Source organism: Geojedonia litorea, assembly GCF_042654525.1.
GTDB classification, from domain to species: domain Bacteria; phylum Bacteroidota; class Bacteroidia; order Flavobacteriales; family Flavobacteriaceae; genus Geojedonia; species Geojedonia litorea.
In genome coordinates this window covers 1-18,182 of record NZ_JBHSGP010000007.1, presented here as the reverse complement: position 1 = coordinate 18,182, position 18,182 = coordinate 1, and the positions used below count along the sequence as shown (strand labels likewise).

The 18,182-nt window shown below is 35.8% G+C and carries 13 protein-coding genes; 5 read left to right on the top strand and 8 right to left on the bottom strand.

Going from position 1 to position 18,182, the window contains the following annotated elements:
• Window positions 1–33: 33 nt before the first annotated feature.
• Together ACFO5O_RS03620 and ACFO5O_RS03615 are read right to left on the bottom strand one after the other, a co-directional pair.
• Window positions 34–717 carry an SDR family NAD(P)-dependent oxidoreductase gene (locus ACFO5O_RS03620; RefSeq protein WP_387961060.1) on the bottom strand — a complete coding sequence of 228 codons (684 nt, stop codon included), beginning with the start codon at window positions 715–717 and terminating at the stop codon, window positions 34–36.
• Window positions 710–1,657: a M20/M25/M40 family metallo-hydrolase gene (locus ACFO5O_RS03615; protein WP_387961058.1), complete on the bottom strand. Its 948-nt coding sequence runs from the start codon at window positions 1,655–1,657 to the stop codon at window positions 710–712. The genes ACFO5O_RS03620 and ACFO5O_RS03615 overlap by 8 nt, the downstream gene beginning before the upstream one ends.
• 145 nt (window positions 1,658–1,802) lie before the next feature.
• Here ACFO5O_RS03615 and ACFO5O_RS03610 point away from each other — a divergent pair, with 145 nt between their 5' ends.
• The 3 genes from ACFO5O_RS03610 to ACFO5O_RS03600 all read left to right on the top strand — a co-directional run bounded on the left by ACFO5O_RS03610 (window position 1,803) and on the right by ACFO5O_RS03600 (window position 4,102).
• Entirely contained in the window at window positions 1,803–2,909 is a 1,107-nt protein-coding gene (locus tag ACFO5O_RS03610) for a nickel-binding protein (protein ID WP_387961056.1), read from the top strand.
• Between the two features lie 121 nt (window positions 2,910–3,030).
• Window positions 3,031–3,426 carry a DUF4242 domain-containing protein gene (locus ACFO5O_RS03605; RefSeq protein ID WP_387961054.1) on the top strand — a complete coding sequence of 132 codons (396 nt, stop codon included), beginning with the start codon at window positions 3,031–3,033 and terminating at the stop codon, window positions 3,424–3,426.
• A 199-nt stretch (window positions 3,427–3,625) separates the two neighbouring features.
• Window positions 3,626–4,102 (top strand): cupin domain-containing protein, encoded by a 477-nt coding sequence (locus ACFO5O_RS03600; RefSeq protein WP_387961052.1) that lies wholly within the window; start codon window positions 3,626–3,628, stop codon window positions 4,100–4,102.
• Between the two features lie 80 nt (window positions 4,103–4,182).
• Here ACFO5O_RS03600 and ACFO5O_RS03595 read toward each other — a convergent pair whose 3' ends face one another.
• The 5 genes from ACFO5O_RS03595 to porU form a co-directional block, all read right to left on the bottom strand.
• Entirely contained in the window at window positions 4,183–5,790 is a 1,608-nt protein-coding gene (locus ACFO5O_RS03595; RefSeq protein WP_387961050.1) for a pyruvate dehydrogenase complex dihydrolipoamide acetyltransferase, read from the bottom strand.
• Window positions 5,791–5,793: 3 nt separating this feature from the next.
• Entirely contained in the window at window positions 5,794–6,792 is a 999-nt protein-coding gene (gene pdhA / locus ACFO5O_RS03590) for a pyruvate dehydrogenase (acetyl-transferring) E1 component subunit alpha (protein ID WP_387961048.1), read from the bottom strand.
• 110 nt (window positions 6,793–6,902) lie between these two features.
• On the bottom strand, window positions 6,903–7,385 hold the full coding sequence (gene cdd / locus ACFO5O_RS03585; protein WP_387961046.1) for a cytidine deaminase: 483 nt from the start codon (window positions 7,383–7,385) through the stop codon (window positions 6,903–6,905).
• Window positions 7,386–7,487: 102 nt separating this feature from the next.
• Entirely contained in the window at window positions 7,488–8,687 is a 1,200-nt protein-coding gene (porV, locus tag ACFO5O_RS03580; protein ID WP_387961044.1) for a type IX secretion system outer membrane channel protein PorV, read from the bottom strand.
• 64 nt (window positions 8,688–8,751) lie between these two features.
• Window positions 8,752–12,594: a type IX secretion system sortase PorU gene (gene porU / locus ACFO5O_RS03575; RefSeq protein ID WP_387961042.1), complete on the bottom strand. Its 3,843-nt coding sequence runs from the start codon at window positions 12,592–12,594 to the stop codon at window positions 8,752–8,754.
• 323 nt (window positions 12,595–12,917) lie between these two features.
• Between porU and gldJ the strand changes: the two genes are divergently transcribed.
• Together gldJ and ACFO5O_RS03565 are read left to right on the top strand one after the other, a co-directional pair.
• Window positions 12,918–14,609 carry a gliding motility lipoprotein GldJ gene (gldJ, locus tag ACFO5O_RS03570; protein WP_387961040.1) on the top strand — a complete coding sequence of 564 codons (1,692 nt, stop codon included), beginning with the start codon at window positions 12,918–12,920 and terminating at the stop codon, window positions 14,607–14,609.
• A gap of 67 nt (window positions 14,610–14,676) precedes the next feature.
• The gene (locus ACFO5O_RS03565) at window positions 14,677–15,957 is read left to right on the top strand and encodes a UDP-N-acetylmuramoyl-tripeptide--D-alanyl-D-alanine ligase (RefSeq protein ID WP_387961038.1); all 1,281 of its coding nucleotides are present in this window, start codon (window positions 14,677–14,679) and stop codon (window positions 15,955–15,957) included.
• Between the two features lie 71 nt (window positions 15,958–16,028).
• Here the strand turns inward: ACFO5O_RS03565 and ACFO5O_RS03560 are convergent, their stop codons facing one another.
• The gene (locus ACFO5O_RS03560; RefSeq protein ID WP_387961037.1) at window positions 16,029–17,822 is read right to left on the bottom strand and encodes a T9SS type A sorting domain-containing protein; all 1,794 of its coding nucleotides are present in this window, start codon (window positions 17,820–17,822) and stop codon (window positions 16,029–16,031) included.
• Window positions 17,823–18,182 lie beyond the last annotated feature (360 nt).

Below are 18,182 nucleotides of genomic sequence, written 5' to 3'. Positions count from 1 at the left end.
TTTATTAGAATTCGGACAAGCTTAAATATTACTTTAAGGCGTTGAATTTGAGACCTGAAGCAACTTGCCATTATACAACTTGTTACCGTTAAGTGCAAAGTCAAAAATATAATTAGCCATTTCTAAAGCCGTTGTAGGTGCCTGATAACCTGGAAAAGCCTCTTCCAACATTTCGGTTTGTACGGCTCCCAACGCTAGTACGTTGAATGAGGGACCACTTTTTTTATATTCTTCAGCCAATAGTTCGGTTAGGGTAATGACGGCACCTTTACTAGAACTATATGCTGCTAAACCCGGAAATTTAACGCTTCCTTGAACACCACCCATAGAACTTATATTGACTACATGTCCATTCTTTTTCATATAGGGAACCACAACTTTGGTAAGTTCTGCAACTCCGAATACGTTGGTTTTGTATACTTTTTCAAAATCTGAAATGGAGGTAGAATTAAAGGGTTTGTTGATCAAAGCTCCTGCATTATTAATCAAGATATCAACTTTATTCCAATTGGTATTTACATAATCTTCAACCCAAATAAAATCTTCAGGATTTGCTAAATCGAATGAAAATGAAGTTACGTTATCTAAATTTAAATTATTTACAGGTTGTGTATTTCTGGAAAGTGACAATACCTTATGTCCGGCTTGTGCAAATAATTTTACCAATTCAAAACCTATACCACGGCTAGTGCCTGTAATGATGACGTTTTTACTCATCTTTCATTTTAATTTCTCGAATTTCAGAATTGCTGACACCTTCTATCGCAGGAATTAATTTATTAATTACACTAGCCATATGGGCATAATCCAATTTATCAGACTCATCGTCTACATGATGGTAAAAATCAAAATTGGTCAAATCGCAGCTTGAAATGGTTTGACTTGGTAATTTAAACTGCTCATAAAAAGGATAATTATCTGAACGCTTGAACAAGTTATATTTCACGGCAACATCAGACTTACCAATAAGTTTAGACCCTGCATATACATTCATTTTTTCTGCCATATTTGAAAGATCAAAACCTGTTAGCATGAGATCATAGTCCCTACCATCTTTAAAAGGCACACCGGTCATTTCAAAATTTATCATGGTATACAAGTTCAGGTTTTCAGATTTTAATCGCTCTGCCAAATGTTTAGAACCTCTTAATCCCATTTCTTCCCCAGAAAACAAGGCAAATACTAGAGTACGTTTATTACTTTTAGAATTAGCAAAATGCTTGGCTAAAGTCATTACAGTGGCCGTGCCAGAGGCATTATCATTTGCCCCGTTGCCAATAGCATCGCCATTTACGGGTTTCGCGCGAAATCCAATATGATCGTAATGCGCCCCAAGTAATACAACTTCATCTTTTAATTTTGAATCATTACCTTCCAAAACTCCTATGATATTAAAAGCATCAATTTCTTTTATTTTAAAACTATCCCGATAGGATTCGTAATAAGGTTTCACACCTAAATCATTGAAATAAGACTCTATAAAGGTAGCTGCCTTATCAATACCTATACTTCCTGAATCGCGTCCTTCAATTTCATCAGAGGCCAGAAACGACACGATAGTCTCAACCTCATCACGCGTTATGGATTTATGATCACTTAGGTAAGTTGTACTAATTAAAACAACAGAAAGCACTAAAAGTAAAGCAAGTTTCTTCATATAAACAGAAATTAATTGGCTCTAAAGATAGAAAAATCTATGAGTATCATCTTTATATTTTTTGAATGTTTAACATCTCATAATCCAAGCAATAGACCATAGTATAATTCGCTAAAAATCACTATCTTCAATAAAACTTTTTCGTATGCCCATTTTCATGGATAGACATGATGTACCAGAAACGGTTACAGCCGAAATTCTTGCACGATTGCATCAGGAAGACTTAAAAATAGAACAGGAGTTTGGATGCAAAGGGATAACCTATTGGTTTGATGACCGACGAAAAACAGCATTCTGTTTAATTAAGGCACCAAATAAGCAGGCTATTCAGGAAATGCACAACCATGCCCACGGTGATGTTCCAAACTCGGTTATTGAAGTTGATGAAGCACTTGTTGAAGCCTTTTTAGGTAGAATTTCAGACCCTGTAAAAGCCAATGAAGGCCCTCTAAATATTATTACTGATGATGCTTTTAGGGTAATTATGGTTTTAGAAACCAGTAACTATTTAAACCGAATTGAAGCTAATCAATTCAGCATTTTCACTCAAAAATTTCATAACAGCGTCTCCAAAACGATTACTCAATTTGAAGGAAGTATTGTAAAACAAAATAATAACACGTATTTAGTGTCATTCAGATCGGTCACTAATGCTATTTTATGTGCACTTAAAATCCAAGCCAATTTTAAATATATAACGCCAAAGTTTGACCTACAAAATCGAATTTTAAAAATTGGAATCGATGCCGGTTCTCCAGTTACTCATAAAAAGGAACTATTTGAAGAAACAATTACGCTTGCTACACAAATGTGCGAAATTGTGAATCATGACATTGTTATTTCATCTGAAATAAAATCGTTATATGAAAACGAAAATCGCAATGCATTTATAGATAAAGAACGTATTTACACCCTTTCCCCTGATGAACAAAAATTTCTAACAGATCTAATGGATTATATTGAAGCCAACTGGAAACAAACGGAAATCAATGTGGTTAAATTTGCAAAGGCACTAGGCTATAGTAAATCTCAATTATACAGAAAACTCAAGGCCCTTACAGGAAAGTCACCTAATACCTTTATACGAGATTACAGACTGAACAAATCCTTAAAATTGCTTCACGACCAACGTGGCAATATTTCTGAAATTGCATATCGAGCAGGCTTCAATAGTCTTGCATATTTTTCAAAATGCTTCAAAGACAAATTTAATATACTTCCTTCAACCTATATCCAGCAGCACGTTTATTAATTTATTTCATAAGAATGCTTCAAATTTTAAACTATTTGAATTATTTGTCACTATAAAATTGATTTTACAGATGTAATTTTAGTTAAACATTAAAATAATTGTTTAACTAATTAGAACCATCATGAAAACTTTAAAATCACTACTAATTTTGGCGATAGCCATTACAAGTTTAAACGCCATGGGACAAGAAAAATCAGTAGCCAAAGGCTTAAAAAAAGAACTTAAAACACCAAACGAACACATGTATGTTATTGAACGTGAAATTCCTGGAGCAGGAAAATTAACCGCAGAGGAGCTGCAAGCCATTTCGCAAACTTCCTGTAGTGTCCTTGATGAAATGGGTTCAGAGAACATTAAATGGCTGCACAGCTATGTTACAGGGGATAAAATTTATTGTGTTTATATGGCCAAAAATGAAGATTTGGTAAAAGAACACGCTATGAAAGGCGGATTTCCGGCCAATTCTGTGTCTGAAGTTAAAACTGTTATAGATCCTACAACGGCGAAGAAAAATTAATTTATTAGGCCATTCTAATGAGCGCTTCTTAAAAATTAAAAAACCTGCTTCTTATCATTAAGCAGGTTTTTTTTAATCTACTAGTTACCTAATTTAATGTAAACCATATTGAATTACTGAAATACAACAACTTATAATCAAATCGATGATGTTTATTTTGTACATTTAAGATAGTTATAACCAATTAAACTCTTATAAAATGAAAACGTTTTTATTATCCAACAATCTTAACAAGCTAATGCTTATTCCATGTTTTATTTTTGGATTAAGTACGTTAGCTCAGACCAATGAAACAGAGGGTATTGAATTCTCTATTACAAAAACAATCCATGACCCTGATATTGTTTGGAACCCTGCGCCAGACTTTTTTCCTGGATGCTCATTTACTATTCTTCACGGAGATTTAGCAAAACCAAATTTAGATTTCTTTTTCAAGATTGAACCTAATACCGAAATTATAAATCACACTCATAATTCGGCAGAACGCATGATTCTTATTTCTGGTGAGTTGGAAGTACAATATGAGGGTGAAAAACCACAAATATTAAAAGCAGGCACTTATGCCTATGGCCCAGCTAATAAACCTCATAGAGCAAAGTGTTTAAATAGCGGTCAATGCGTTTTATTTGTTGCGATGATTGACCCATTTGATGCCGTGCCAATAGATAAGAAATGAATTAACAAACATTTCAACAGTAAAAAAGGGCTCATTACATTAGTTATGAGCCCTTTTTTATTATTCCCAAATGTTAAGAGTTACACCAACATCGTCACAGGATTCTCTATATATCCTTTTAAGGTCTGTAAAAACTGCGCACCTGTTGCACCGTCAACCGTTCTGTGGTCACATGCTAAACATAGTTTCATAGTATTGCCAACAACGATTTGACCATTTTTAGCAACCGGTTTTTCTACTATGGCACCAACAGATAAGATAGCCGAATTAGGTTGATTGATAATTGATGTAAAACTTTCAATACCAAACATTCCCAAATTAGAAACCGTAAATGTACTACCTTCCATTTCTTGCGGTGTTAGCTTTTTATTTCGCGCTCTTCCTGCAAAATCTTTTACCGCTGCACCAATTTGTGGTAAAGTCTGCTCATTTGCAAACTTAACTACAGGCACAACCAATCCATCTTCAACCGCTACTGCTACACCAATATGCACATGATTGTTTAATCGCATTTTATCAGCAAACCATTGCGAATTCACTTGTGGATGCTGTTTTAAAGCCAAGGCACAAGCCTTTACAATCATATCATTAAACGAAATTTTTGTGTCTGGAATTGAATTGAATTGTTCTCTAAACGCAATGGCATTAGCCATATCAAATTCCACATTTAAATAGTAATGTGGTGCTGTAAATTTAGATTCTGCTAAACGTTTCGCAATCACTTTACGCATTTGAGAATTTGCTTTTTCATCAAAATCTTCTTGTCCTGATGGCACAAATTTTCCAACTGAAGCTGCCGAAGCTGCTGCTGGCGTGAAGTTTTCTATATCACGTTTAACTATACGTCCATTTTCTCCCGAACCTTTAACTTGAGCAACATTAATACCTCTTTCATCAGCCATTTTTTTAGCCAAGGGCGAAATAAATATTCTACCGTTAGCAGATGATGATTCAGTAGTAGTAGAAACAGGTTTTTCTTTAGATGCTTCTGGTTTAGAGGCTTCAACTTTAGGCGTTTCAGCTTTAGGTGCTTCTTCGGTTGGTTTAGAAGCAGATGGCGCACTAAAATTTTTCGCAATATTTGCAACATCGGTTCCTGCTGGACCAATAATGGCCAATAGTGAATCTACTTTGGCGGAGTCACCTTCATTCAATCCAATGTACAACAAAGTACCAGACTGAAATGATTCAAACTCCATTGTAGCCTTATCAGTTTCGATTTCGGCTAAAATATCGCCTTCGTTTACTTCATCACCTACTTTTTTCAACCAAGAAGCTACTGTTCCTTCTTCCATGGTATCGCTTAATCGCGGCATAGTTACTACTGTAACTCCTTTTGGTAACTCAACCTCATCTGTTGATGCTGTTTTTGTCTCTTCTTTTTTATCCTCTTTAGTTTCTGAAGATGCTTCTGAAGTCGCGCCATTTATAAGTGACGAAATATCTTCACCTTCTTTTCCAATAATAGCCAGAAGCTCATCCACTTTAGTCGTTTCACCTTCTTGAACACCGATATAAAGCAACGTCCCTTCGTGAAAAGATTCAAACTCCATAGTGGCTTTGTCGGTTTCAATCTCTGCAAGAATATCACCTTCACTAACTTTGTCACCAACTTTTTTCAACCACGAAGCTACTGTTCCTTCTTCCATGGTATCACTTAATCGTGGCATATTAATTACTTCTGCCATAGCTTATATTTTATGTTGTATAAATGGATAATCTTTTTGCTCATATACCGCATCGTACATCACGCTTTTTTCTGGATAAGGTGAATCTTCAGCAAACTTCTCGCACTCACTAACCAAATCTTTCACACGCTTATCTATCTTCTTAATATCGGTCTCGGTAGCGTATTTTTTTTCTAAAATTACCTCTTTTACCTGTGTAATTGGGTCAATTTTTTTGTACTCTTCAACCTCTTCCTTGGTTCTATAATGTTGAGCATCACTCATAGAGTGTCCTCTGTATCGATAGGTTTTTAATTCCAAAAATGTTGGGCCTTCTCCTCGTCTGGCTCGTTGAATAGCCTCATCAAATGCTTCAGCAGCTTTTACTGGATTCATTCCATCTACAGGTCCACTAGGCATTTCGTAACCTAAACCTAATTTCCATACCTCGGTATGGTTGGCTGTGCGTTCTACAGAAGTTCCCATTGCGTAGCCATTGTTCTCACAAACAAATACTACTGGCAATTTCCATAGCATAGCTAAATTAAAAGTTTCGTGTAGTGAACCTTGTCTTGCAGCACCATCACCAAAACAACATAAGGTAACAGCATCACTTCCGTGATATTTATCACCAAAAGCAATTCCTGCTCCTAAAGGAATTTGGCCTCCAACAATACCGTGACCTCCATAAAATCGATGCTCTTTAGAAAAAATATGCATTGAACCACCCAATCCTTGAGATGTACCGGTTGCTTTACCATAAAGCTCGGCCATTACGCGTCTTGGATCAACACCCATTCCTATTGGTTGCACGTGATTACGATAGGCAGTTATCATTTTATCTTTGGTCAAATCCATGGCGTGCAAAGCACCAGCTAAAACAGCTTCTTGACCATTATATAAATGTAGAAAACCTCTTACTTTTTGTTGAATATATACTGCAGCTAGTTTATCTTCGAACTTTCTCCAGAATAACATGTCCTCGTACCATTTAAGGTAAACCTCTTTCGTTATTTTTTGCATTGGTTACGTTATTTTTAAAACGAATAACAAAAGTAACACTTTACTTAATAATAAAAAAGATTGAAAAATGTAAAATTGAAGAAGTTTAGTGTTTTCAAGCAATTATGCAGTTATAACACCGATTTATCGAACAATAATGGCAATAAATTAGATAGTGAGGAAGATTTTACAACTTTTCCTGTTTCACCCATGAAATAAATCTCAATTGGTGCTTCTTGTTTGACTTCATATTCAGCTATAGCCTGCCTACAAGCACCGCATGGCGGTATTGGGGTTACCGTTTGGTGAATTCTCGACCCAGCAGTAAGTGCCATTCTCACAATTTTAAGGTCGGGATATTTTGCTCCAGCATAATAAATAGCAGTACGCTCTGCACAAAGCCCCGAAGGATAGGAGGCATTTTCTTGATTGCTACCAATAACCACTTCATCATTCTCTAACAAAATAGCCGCACCGACACTAAATTTAGAATATGGCGCATAAGCATTTTGCCTAGCCTCCATAGCCTTTTGCATTAATCCTATAATATCTTGTGGTAATTCATCCAAATTGTCATAAACAATAAGTTTGGATTCAATGGTTACTTCTTTCATAAGCTTTTTGAATAGTTACTAAAAATACGAAAGTATTAGGGACAAAAAAACTATTGCCTTTGGTAACAATAGTTTATTTGTGTTGATATGAATTAAATCTAACTAATATTCATCATAAGTTCCATCCCCAAAGTTAAATGTCAACGAAAAACGCAATGTATTCTCTAAAGGACTCTGGACTTTACTTGCTGAAAACAAATAGGATAGGTCGATGTTGATTGTTGTATATTTAAATCCTGCACCAAGTGCAAAAAACTTTCGTGCGCCTTTTTCATCACTTTCATTAAAATAGCCCAAACGCATAGCGAACGAATCTTGATACTGATATTCGGCTCCTAATGCCCACGTAAATTCTTTTAACTCTTCACTAAACCCACCTGGAGCATCACCGAAAGATTGAAAAATCCCTTTTATAAAACTGACATCTTGGGATTTACCTTCAACAATAATTGTAGGTTCATCAGAATCCTGTCGCTGATTATCATTATTGTCTACATATCCCAAAATTGGTGGCGTAGGCACCAACAACTTAGTAACTTCAGCTGTTACAGCTAAAGTATTAAAATCATCAAAAATAAAATCGAATCCCCCACCTAATCTCAAGGTAGTTGGAATGAAATTTTCTCGACCAGCATCATCATATTTAATTTTCGGTCCAATATTTTGAATAGCGAATCCACCTCGCCATCTCCCATTAAAATCATTATAGGCCTCTTCTTCACTTTGATAGAATCCGGCAATATCAACGCCAAGTGAACTAGCAGCACTAGAATTGGCATCTACTTGTTGAATTCTCAAATCAGAACGTAAATACCGTAATGCAACGGCCATAGAAAACTGATCTGCCAAACGTAAAGAATATGAAGCGTCTATGGTCAATTCATTTGGTTTAGCAATTTGAGCTTCAGAAAATTCATCTTGAACCAACTCTATTTCCCCAAGACTAAAATATCTAAAACTTGCAGCAAAGGCACTTCGATCATCAATACGATTAAAATAGGTTAAATACCCTAATGCTATATCATTAACCAACTTACTTAAATAAGGCGTATAACTAGTAGCTATCCCTGATTTTGACAAAGAAAAGGCATATTTAGCTGGATTCCATTGTTGAGAAAAGGCATCTGCTGATGTAGCAACTCCTATATCTCCCATCCCAGCTGAACGTGCATCAGGCGCAATTAACAAAAAAGGCGTACCTGTTGATATTGCTGTTGATTGATTATCAATTATGATAACTTCTTGTGACGTAGAAATTGAGTAAAAAGTTAATGTGATAAGTGTTAAAATGTATGTTCTCATGTGTTAGTAATGTTGAAATCAGATCTGCCTTGGATCAAACCTATTAAGCAAATATAATTTTTTATTATAGTATGACAAGTTTTTGTATTTTTTCTACCTGTTTATTTAGTTGATTGGATCGAACTTTAAGTTTATAAATATAGACACCTTTACCTATTTTGTCTCCAAAATCATCTCTTCCATCCCATATTATATCTTTAGATAACGAACTTGTGGTTTTGCTTCCTCCAGAAGTTTGACCATTTAAAGTTCTCACCAATTTTCCTGAAACGGTAAATATCTGTATAGAAACGTCCAAAACATCAGAACTATTGTGGTTAAACCAAAATTCTGTGTAATCAATAAACGGATTTGGATAGTTCAACACATTATTTATAACCAATTCTTCATTTTGATCATGCACGATAAATTGAATTTCAGCAGTAGACGAATTATTATAAACATCCCAAGCTTTTAGAGTTAATGTATGTAAACCTGGCTCCAAATCTCTAAAAGGATACGTTACTTTACCGTTTTGATAATCATCTACTTCGGCCTGATAATAATCATTTAGCACAAATGGATTGGTTTCATCACCATCAATAATAGCCACTATATCATGGCCAATGCCGCTGGCAGTATTTATTCCATTCTCATCCTGAAGTTTGGCCAATAATGTAGGTGCTTCATTAGTTATACCTCCCGAAACAAAATTCTCATCATTCATATATAAATTAATGATAGGACCCGTATTATCTTCAGCAGCCTTATCATTTATCCCGCCCACTTGAATATCAAAACTAGCACCGGCCTGATCTTGCAAAGGTGAATCACTTTGAGCATAAAAGCTTGCTTTACCATTACCTACTGGAATACCTATATCACGTGGGACCACAAAATTAAATTCAAATAAGCCATTAGTTACGGTAGCTTGACCTTTAAAAATAACTTCGCCTAAAGTTTTAAAATCTAATTGAATTAATTGACCATTTTCTCTTGTCCCGTCATTACCCAAAGTTTTTCGGTCAATATCTTTATCAAAAATAGTTGCCGTAAGTATCCCATTGTAATTAGTAAGCAAGTTACCTGATTCATCTACAATTTCTCCAGACATTTTAACTCTTCCCAAAGCCTGAAGTACATCGGTACCTTGTCCAATAGCGACATCGTTGACATGAGTAAGATTTATGCTTGGTTTAGCGAATGCCAACTTCATTGCTGGGTCACCTATAAAAAACACTAATCGTTTTTGACCATTCCCAGCTATACTATTGTCATTTTTTGTCAGTCTTAATGCTTCAGCCATTGAAGGGTAATTGTTTGAGCCGAATGCAAACAGATATTTTTCAAGAACCACATTAAAAGAAACTCCAGTAGTTACAAAAATTTGTCTTGTGGTCGTCAAAAGACCTATGGACCCACCATTTTTATTCCAGAATGTGTATTCGCCAGCAGTGGGACGTGTAGGATCATCAAATTTGGTGTATTCACAAGTCACCGTTACGAAACAATTGAACTTACACAGATTTCTGACTTCCTGTGAATCGTTTTTATCAAAAATACGTTCCGAAGCAATCCCATCTTCACCACCATGACCAAAGTAATTGACCACTAGCGCACCAACTTCAATAGCATCTTTGATTTCCTTATTTACTTGTGGATATCGAGAACCACTGGCCGAGGACTCCTGTTGAAATGCATCTGAATGAATTTTTATAACATTTAAAAATGGTTTCTGTTGTGTAATATCGTTACCAATATCATTGGTTGTGTTTTGGAGAATTTTCTCCCAGTCTTGATCCACATCATCAGAAATGACAACTACATTATTTCTCCAACTTCCGTAAGCTTCCTTTTCATAGTACGATTTAATCTTATCCACCATATCCTTGGCGCGTTGCGGATTTTCAACAAGCATTCTTCCAACGGCAATATCTAATCGGTCACTGGTTTGCATTCCACCTTCATTGGCGTCCATCATACCATAAAAATCATCTGACACAAATGAACTGGTTAGATTAAAGCTTTCAATAGATAGCCAGGACGGAACAATATTTGTGTTATTAGGAATTCGGTCTTTATAATCAAACGAAGCATCTCCAAACAAGCATAAATACTTTACTCTTTTGTCTGGAGCACTAGCATTGTCATAAACATACTTCACCATATTACGTATCGCCGCAATATCCTGATTACCAGAGCTAAACTCGGTGTAAATCTCATTTAGAGTGACCACTTTTACATTAAGACCATATTGATTTCGGTTAATTTCTGCTAATCGTTCAGCTTGAGAAACCAGATTGTTGGGAGAAACTATGAGATAATCAATATCTTGAAATTCACCTTGATTATTGAGAAAAATAGTGCCTTTAATATTTTGATTATTTACTGAAACATTTGAGTCTCTTAAAGGTTCAAAATAATCAATGGCAGTAAAAGCTAAATAGGCTCTTAAGGTTCCAGCATTAGCTTTAAAACTAAAGTTTGCATCCTTATTGGTATTTGGAGCTGTAGTTATATTATATTTATCCGTAATATCCCAAACTTCTAGAACCGAAGTGGCATTGGAAAGCGTATATTCAACAGTACCTGAACTACTAGCCACGCTTGAATTTTTAAAGGCAAGTTGATCTCCATCAAAAGTTAGGGCCCTTGTTGCTTCAATTGATATATAATCTAAATACCCTAATGAAGACGGATTACCATTATTATTATATTTAAGACGCAATGAGATTTCGGCACTAGAAAGGTTTACCGTACTATTATAGGCATTGGCTGAAGCTAAAGTAGTCCCGGAAACAGCGTTAAAATTTAAACTTGATATTGTATTGCCATTTAGATTGATGTCCATGGATGTGGCGACATCCGAAATGGCAGCAGCATAAACTTTGACTCTAGCTTGTTGTGCTGTCACAAGATTAGGAAATGAAAACTTGTATTCCCTTTCATTTTCTATGTCAAAGCGATCACCAAACCATCGACGCCCCAATTTTACCAAATTGGTTTCATCAACTTCGTAGAACTGATAATCTTGAAATGTATTTATAGTTAAATTTGGGCTTGAACTTGGTTGATTCATTGGTTGAATGCGCTTACCTTGACCCGAACTCACATTTACAAAGTAATAAGACTTATCTGTATAAGCGTTTATATTGGTGTTACTCTCTGCATTATAGCCAGTAGGTCCTTCAGCATAAAATAGTATGTAATCGTCATTACCAAAATTACCATCACTTTCTCCAACAAACTTTATAGCATTCTCTGTTAAATCTAAAGGATAAGGCACAGAATTTGGGTGTGGCAACATCGCACCACCGTTACCATAAATTTTAATTGTTCTTGGATCAACAGTATTTACATTGACACCTAATTGACTTAAAAAGCTTTTGGATAATCTAAACACACCTGTTTTATCAACATAAAACTTATACCAACTACCCGCACTCAAAACTGAGTTAGAAATACCAGCAGGCCCAAAGCCTCTGTTTGCATTAGTCCCACTTGAATAGGATATGTTAAACGATGTGATTTTTTTAATCACTCCATTATCATTTATAATAGGTGAAATTTCAAAATAGGCCGACCGATTCGTTCTATCAACAGAATTATTGAGTTGATACTGAGGTTTAGAAGGAAGGATATTTACAGGTAAATCCTTTAAGTCTGTCCTAGATATGGTTTGATAAGCAATGTTTGTTACCTGAAGTGATTTCTCATTAACCAATCCATTGATATCCCATAATGCGAAATAAGTAAGACCGCGCTCATCATCATAACTAAAATTTTGAGAGTTGAATGCAGGAACCTCAATTTTTGAAGATGACGTTTCTAAAAACAGGGTCCCATTCCAAGTTATTTCAAACTGTTTTTGTTGGGAATACCCAAACATAAATGATAAGAATAGGATAGCAAGTAATAGTTTTTTCATCTGATAGAGATATCTGCTAATTCAAACAGGCTTTAACAATTTGAACTGCTTTTATCCATAATAGCAATTTATAGATAATTAACGACTATCTAATATAGTTATTATGAGTTTTCAATTTTTTATTCAAAAGTACAACAATAATTGATTTATTGCTGCGTTATTGAAATGCAAAATACGTCGATAAAACGGCTAAAAATCCGATGTGTTGTATGAAAAATAGGATGAAATGCAACATTTTTTGATAATTTCCTTCAAAAAAAATTGTTGTTTTCGCTTTAATTACTATATTGCGTGTCTAAATTTAACTTGCTTACTTAAATAGTATGGATATGAAAAACGTTTTTAATCTAAGGATACTGCTAGCCCTAACGCTATCTTTAGCACTGTTTAGTTGTAAAAAGTCCTCGACTTCAAAGAACAGTTCAAGAGCAACTGGATGGAATATAAATGACAAACAAGGTGGCTTTCAGTTTAATAACGACTTCAAAGAACAGGCCACTGCTCCAGGATTGGTCTTTATTGAAGGTGGTACGTTTACCATGGGTAAAGTACAAGATGATGTAATGCACGATTGGAATAATACACCAAACCAACAACATGTGCAGTCCTTTTATATGGATGAAACTGAAGTAACCAACAAAATGTATCTAGAATATTTAGATTGGTTAAAACGTGTTTATCCTCCAGAAGAGGGAAATTTTAAATTGATATTAGAAGGTGCATTACCTGACACATTGGTATGGCGAAACAGATTAGGATACGCGGAAATGATGATAGAAAACTATCTACGTCATCCAGGATATGCTGAATATCCAGTTGTTGGGGTAAGTTGGATTCAAGCTGTTGAATTTGCAAATTGGAGAACTGATCGTGTTAATGAAGCTTATCTAGAAGATGCAGGTTATATTGCCAGAGATGCTAAACTCAATGCAGTTTCAGCAGGTTCTACTTTTAATACAGACACCTATATTACTGCACCAAAACTCGCTTATGGTGGAAACGACAGTATCACTAACCCAGAAAATACAAGAAGACGAGTTCAAACAACTGCTGCTGGCGATACCATTAATGTATATGCCTCTAGAGAAACAGGTTTAATTTCACCTAAATACCGACTACCATCTGAAGCCGAATGGGAATATGCTGCTTTAGGCATGAGTGATTTAAGAAGTTATAACGTCTACAGAGGTAGAAAAAAATATCCATGGACCGGGCAATATACCCGTTCAGGAAAACGTAAAACTAGAGGTGATCAATTAGCAAACTTTAAGCAAGGTAAAGGTGACTACGGTGGAATTGCTGGCTGGTCTGATGATGGTGCTGATATTACTGCACAAGTAATGTCTTATGACCCTAATGATTATGGTCTTTATGACATGGCAGGTAATGTGGCTGAATGGGTAGCTGACGTTTACAGACCAATTGTTGATGATGAATTTAATGACTTTAACTACTATAGAGGTAACGTTTATACTAAAAACGCCATTGATGAAAATGGACAAGTTAAGGTTGTGACTCCAGAATCTGTTGTATTTGACACATTAAACAATGGTAAACTAGTAGCAAGAAATCTAGCTGGTGAAATTTTACAAGTACCAGTAGATGACAATGAAACCTATTTAAGAACCAATTTTGATGAAAGTGATAATATCAACTTTAGAGATGGAGACAGAAGATCCTCGCGTTCGTTTAGGGATAATTTTAGTGAAGAAGAAGGTGTAACTGGAAAGGAAACCGAAACTAGAAAAATGTACAACTCACCTAAACACCGTATCCAAAGAGATTCAACCGGTAAATTATTAAAAGAGTATGACCGATCTAATCAGAGAACATCTTTGATAAATGACGAAGTACGAGTATACAAAGGTGGGTCTTGGAAAGATAGAGACTACTGGTTAGATCCAGCACAACGTCGCTTCTTCCCACAAGATATGGCTACAGACTATATTGGGTTTAGATGCGCCATGTCTAGAGTAGGATCAAAATCGCAAGCTAAAAACAAAACCAAGAATTAAATTATAAAGTTTTAAAATAAAAAAGTCCTGACCTTAAACGTTAGGACTTTTTTATTACATTTATTTTATGACAATACAAGCCCTTTATACATTATTTCAGGAATGCCCATCCATTAGTACTGACACCAGAAAAATCACACCTAATTCTATGTTTTTTGCTTTAAAAGGTGATAACTTCAACGGTAATAGTTTTGCAAAAACAGCATTGGAGTCAGGCGCTAAATACTGTGTTATTGATGAAAAGGAATTTCTTATTAATGAAAAATGCATTTTAGTTGATGATGTTTTAAAAACTCTGCAAGAACTTGCCAACTACCATCGTAAACAGCTAAAAACACCTATAATAGCATTAACAGGTAGCAATGGAAAAACCACCACTAAAGAATTGATTCATGCAGTATTAAGCACTCAATTTAAAACGCTTGCCACTAAAGGCAATCTAAACAATCACATTGGTGTTCCATTAACGCTTTTAAGTTTAACTAGGGATGTTGAAATTGGTATCATTGAAATGGGTGCTAATCACCACAAAGAAATTGAATTTTTATGCCAAATTGCTTTGCCCGATTACGGTTTGATCACCAATTTTGGTAAAGCACATTTAGAAGGTTTTGGAAGTATTGAAGGCGTTATCAAAGCCAAATCAGAGCTTTACGAACACTTAAAACAACATCATAAACCAATATTTTTAAATATTAATGATCCTGTGCAGGTAAAACAGGCAGCCAACTATAACAAATTAGTAACATTTGACACATCTGATTCAAACCACACATTGAAACTTAAAAGTGCTCAACCCCTACTTTCATTTGAATATCAAAATACAACGGTGAAAACACATCTCACTGGAGCTTACAATTTTAATAATATTTGTGCAGCCATTGCAATTGGAACGTATTTTAAGGTTCGCCCTGAATTTATTAAACAAGCCATAAAAAACTATATTCCTACTAATAACAGATCTCAAGTCATTAAAAAAGGGACTAACACTATCATTTTAGATGCCTACAACGCGAATCCCACAAGTATGATGGCTGCACTTGAAAACTTTAAGCAAACCGAATCTAATCAAAAAGTGTTGTTTTTAGGAGATATGTTTGAGCTAGGTGCAGATTCAGCTATTGAACATCAAAACATAGTAAATTACATTGAAAAGCATATTATTGCCAATGTTAATTTAATTGGTAGCAATTTCTTCAAAACTAAGACTGTCAACCCACTCATCAAAACATTTGAAACGTTTGAAGATTTGAGATCTGATTTAAACTCAAATACAGTAAACAATGCTCTTATTCTTATTAAAGGCTCTCGGGGAATGGCTTTAGAGCGGGTTTTGGAATTTTTATAACTACTTATGAGACATAAAAATGCCAGATAATTCATAAATTACCTGGCATTAATCTGTAAAACACTATTTATTTAATACTTCACCAATCTTAAGGTCTTAACAAAACCAGCTTGGCTTATGTTAACTAAATATACTCCTCCCGGTAACTTTTCGCCAAAACGATAGTCTTCATTAGGGACAATGGTTGCCTTATGCACCAGCCTGCTATTGATATCGAAAACCTCCACTTGTACCTTATCGGTTTTTTGGGTCTTTAATTTCAAATTGAAATATTCCTTTGAAGGATTAGGCCAAGATTTCAACTCTACACCCTCAAAAGTCGTTTCGGCCTTGACATAACGTCCATTAAGACTAAAGCCACTATGGACAACTAAATTTCCTCCTGACAGCTGCATCTCGTTGGTGTTGATGCCTGTCCAATGACTCGAATACAACAATTCTCCTGAACCACCATCGGTTAAATTGAAAGCAATGGAATCTTCGCTACCAGGCTCCCCTCGATCGGTCATGTCCACCTTCAAGATTAAATTACCACCAAGCGAAACAGGTAATAAGGGATCAGTGATATCCTTTAAATTAGATTTTGTAATAAAGGTAGCAAATTGCGCATCTTCATCTGAAACATCTACACCTAGAGATTGAACAGCGTTACTCTTAATTTGATAAACGTGCACTATACCATCACTTTCCAGTCTTCTAAATATGACGTTCATGTGTCCTTTTAATTTATTGCCTTTCTTGTTGTACTTCACATTGAATCCAAAATTGGTCTTGAGCCCCGCAGTAGAAGCATAAGTTCCAGCCGAGGCCGTAGGTATGATATAGCCTCCTCCAGTGATAAAATCGCCTGCTGGCACATAAACTGTAACCACTGTGTCATCATTAGTCGAATTTTTCAAATAATAACCCGTATCTACAACAATTCCTATGGTAAAGGATTGTGAGGTTTGCTGTCCAATATCAACAAGCCATTCAAAAGATACTGATCCTGTTCTAGCATCGGAAGGATCGATCAAATCGGTCACTAGCATCCAGCCAGAAATTGGGGCACTACCATTATCACGGTCAACGAACATCACTTTGGCATTTCTAATATCCCCATCATAAGGGTCGTATTGAGCATTAGCAGTGTTTACTGTAATATCCTGAATATTGGCACTTAAAACAACAAGTGCTTCAGAACTATTTGAATTAGGGGTTGCCTGTAGGGTCTGTCCTGTATAGTCTACAATGGCATCTTCTTGAACAATATCAAAAGTATCTTCGTCACTACTGCCCAAATAACTAGCATCTTCAGTGAATTCAGAAATAACCGTATAGCTATTTGCGGGATCTTGAGTTAAAATTAAACTTGTTGAAGCCAATCCATTGACATCAGTGATTGCGGTAGTCGATTGAGAACCTATGGTAAAGCTTATTGTTTTACCCTGAACTCCATCTCCGGAAACATTGTCAATCAAACTTGCAGATAAATCAACACTATCAGAATATTGTTCATCTAAATCTCCACTATAAGTTAGTGTTGTAGGGCGCTTTAACACTTCTACAACGGTTGTACAATCCGACGCGTTACCATTAACATCAATGGCTGTCCAATTCATCGTATTCTGTCCTAAATTTAATTGAACCCCATCCATAGTTGATCCGTTTGTACTTGGCGACCCGCCAACATAGGTCAAAGAGGCTATACCACAAGCATCTGATGCCGTAGCATCTAATTCATTTCCGTCTATGGTATAATAGGTCTGGTAAGGATCTACGTATCTCAAGTCATTTGAAGCACATGTGATTTCTGGTTTTACTTCATCCTTAACTGTTACCGTAGTAGTACCAGTCTCTACATTGCCGTTGACATCGGTCACCATTAAGGTCACTGTATTCGGCCCTACATTTNATGGAGGCAATGCCACAGGCATCACTCGAACCGTTGTCTATATCAGCAGCCGTAATAGATGCAGCTCCTAAATTATCTAACTGAAGTGCTAGAATGTCTTGGGTGACAACATTTGGTTTTACTTCGTCCTTGACTGTTACTGTCGCAGTACCGGTCTCTACATTGCCGTTGACATCGGTCACCGTTAAGGTCACTGTATTCGGTCCTACATTCGAACAGTCAAACGTACTTGGTGATACGCTCATGGAGGCAATGCCACAGGCATCACTCGAACCGTTGTCTATATCAGCAGCCGTAATAGATGCAGCTCCTAAATTATCTAACTGAAGTG